A 2,727-nucleotide genomic window follows, 5' to 3' on the forward strand; every position below is an offset into this window, starting at 1 on the left:
AATTATTGGAGCGTGATAAAGCGCTTAGATATTCCTGTAATGAAATACCTGTTACCAAAAGTTGTACTTTGTGATTTAAGCCCGGCACTTTTGCCGATAAAGTATTCAACTTTTCCTGAATAACCTGTATTCGATCTTGCTGATCCTGCGCCGATAGGTATAAAGGGCAAAGCAGTAACAGATAAACTACTAACGTACGGATAAAGGTTTTAGGCATCAATAAAAAATCAATAATTAAATAAAAGGGGATATATCTCTTCAATGGATGTATGTCCTTCAGCAAATAAGTTAAAGGCATTTTCCGCCAGCGTTTGCACACCTCTCTCTTTTAAAAAACTTTGAATATACATATTTCCGTTCTTTATTTCCAAAGAAAGATCCTGATCAATGGGGATAACTTCATACACAGCTTTACGCCCTTTATACCCCGTGTAATAACATTGCTCGCAGCCGGTAGGCGTTTGATGCGCAATCACTTCATGGTAGGGTTTAAACTGCTTGGGATACAAGTTAAAATCAAATGGTTTTTCCTGTTTACAATGCGGGCATAGTAAACGAATAAGCCTTTGTGCAGCCGCTGTGTTAAGTGTATTGGCAACTAAAAAAGGGGGTATTCCCATATCTATTAATCTGGATATAGTTCCCCAGGCCGAGTTGGTGTGGATGGTTGATAGCACCAGGTGTCCGGTAAGCGCGGCACGAATAGCCATATTCGCTGTCTCAGGGTCACGTATCTCACCCACCATAATTACGTCGGGGTCCTGCCGCAAAAATGTACGCAAAGCCGAAGCAAAACCTAAACCTATCGATTCTTTTAATTGTACCTGGTTAACGCCTTCAAGTGTATATTCTATCGGATCTTCGATAGTAAGGATATTCCGGGTTTCTTTATTTAACAGCTTTAAAGTGGCGTATAAAGTGGTGGTTTTACCTGAGCCCGTAGGGCCACTCATCAAAATAATACCATTGGGCCGTTTCACTCCCTGCAAATAATTTTCTAAATCAAAAGCTGAAAACCCAAGCGTATTAAGATCTATAGCTGTAGTATCATTATTCAATAAACGTAAAACTACTTTTTCACCGTGCAGCGTTGGTAATACCGATACGCGTATATCAAACTGCTGGTCGTGATGCTTAAAGTTGATACGCCCATCCTGAGGTAAACGCTTTTCGGCGATATCAAGGTTAGCTATGATCTTGATCTTATTAACCAATGCAGGATAATCATCCCGTTTCAATAAATATCGCTCAACCATCATACCGTCGATACGTATCCGCACACGGCATTTTTGCTCATAAACTTCTATATGGATATCACTGCTTTTAAGACTTTTTGCTTCCGCTATCAGGTTCATCAAGAAATCATCCGCATTATTGGCCGATTGTATATGCGAGCTTCCCTGGGCGGCATTATCTTTAATATAGTATTTGGATAATAAACGGGCTACTTGTTGTGCCGGTAAAGGCTCAAGAATTATTGTTGTATTAAATAGTACTTCCAGTTCAGGGAGCAGTTCTGTTTCGTTACTGCCAACTTCAGAATATAGTATGAATGTGTCATCTACACGCCCTTTTGGTAGAATGCGATAATGCCATGCCTGATCTTTAGTGACCAGGTGAACCATATCGGTTAGCAATAAAATATCATCAGTAACACTCATATTACATGATAAGGTTTAGTACCCATTGGTCATCTGTTAAATTAATCACCGAAGATAACCAATCGGCTATCAGGCAAAGCATCAGTAAAAATGCTTGTAACCCCGCCAAAGGCAAAAATTTATTTTCCTCTTTCAAAAAAGTCTGCCATAAAAGCCAGCCTATGGCAATTAACAGCAGGCTTATTACATAAAAGATGATAAAATTAAGAATTGAGAAGCAAAAGGCAATACTTACAAGAAATAAAATATCGCCAAGGCCAAGTAATTGCCCGGTCAGATCAACTGATTGCTTTCTACGGAAAGAAAACCAAAACCATAACAAAAATAATTGTGCGCTTAAAAAGCTGATATTAATAAGCGTTGGCCCCAATAATGCTGTGAAAGATAATTGCAGTGATCTTTCAGCAATAAACAGCAAAATAAGTACCGGAAATAACAGCCAATAAACCGCTCTTGAACGCATGTCCTGCACAAAAATGCAGGTTAGTACGGCCATGATTAAAACGCGTATAAACAACAACACTTAGTCAGGGGTTACTTCTCTTAAATTTTTGTTCTGGTCTATCTCCCACACATTAAATGTTCCATTACCGTTAAAATCAACAATGGCCGTAGCACGGGCAGTAAAGTTGGTATTACCTGAATTACTGATATCTATACGATAATTAGCTCGTCCGTCTTTACCGTCGCTGCTCAGTTTTTCCTGTACAAAACCTATCTCGGTTAAGTCTGCCGAATATTTGGAATGTTCATAGAAAAAGTTTTTTTCGAGCGTATGTACATGTTCTAACTGCACTTTTGCTTCAGTGCTTTTTGCCTTGGTTATTAATGGCAATAAAACAGGCATGGCCAGCAACACAAGTATACCGATTATAACCAGTACCACTAAAATTTCGGTAAGCGTATAAGCTTTTACTTTTGCTGTAATAAGGTTTTTTGAAAATTTCATTTGAGAAAAAAGATTTACTAATCTAAAAATAAATTCTAAATTAGTTCATAAATGAAATTGAAATTTTTAATTAACCTAAACCTGTTTTTAACTATTGGTATAGCGCTTCTATCTTCC

Annotated in this window: 4 protein-coding genes; all 4 read right to left on the reverse strand. The window is 38.1% G+C overall.

Annotation, left to right across the window (positions count from 1 at the left end):
• Positions 1–217: hypothetical protein (locus tag AAGC65_RS25760; RefSeq protein WP_343115322.1), on the reverse strand; the 217-nt coding region annotated here is incomplete at its 3' end.
• A gap of 10 nt (positions 218–227) precedes the next feature.
• Positions 228–1,661, reverse strand: coding sequence for a GspE/PulE family protein (locus AAGC65_RS25765; RefSeq protein ID WP_343115323.1), 1,434 nt, complete (start codon positions 1,659–1,661; stop codon positions 228–230).
• A gap of 1 nt (position 1,662) precedes the next feature.
• Positions 1,663–2,157, reverse strand: a complete 495-nt coding sequence (locus tag AAGC65_RS25770) for a hypothetical protein (protein ID WP_343115324.1) — start codon at positions 2,155–2,157, stop codon at positions 1,663–1,665.
• A 27-nt stretch (positions 2,158–2,184) separates the two neighbouring features.
• Positions 2,185–2,610 carry a type II secretion system protein gene (locus tag AAGC65_RS25775; RefSeq protein ID WP_343115325.1) on the reverse strand — a complete coding sequence of 142 codons (426 nt, stop codon included), beginning with the start codon at positions 2,608–2,610 and terminating at the stop codon, positions 2,185–2,187.
• Positions 2,611–2,727 lie beyond the last annotated feature (117 nt).

The sequence above is a fragment of the Mucilaginibacter sp. genome, assembly GCF_039207105.1.
Lineage (GTDB): Bacteria > Bacteroidota > Bacteroidia > Sphingobacteriales > Sphingobacteriaceae > Mucilaginibacter.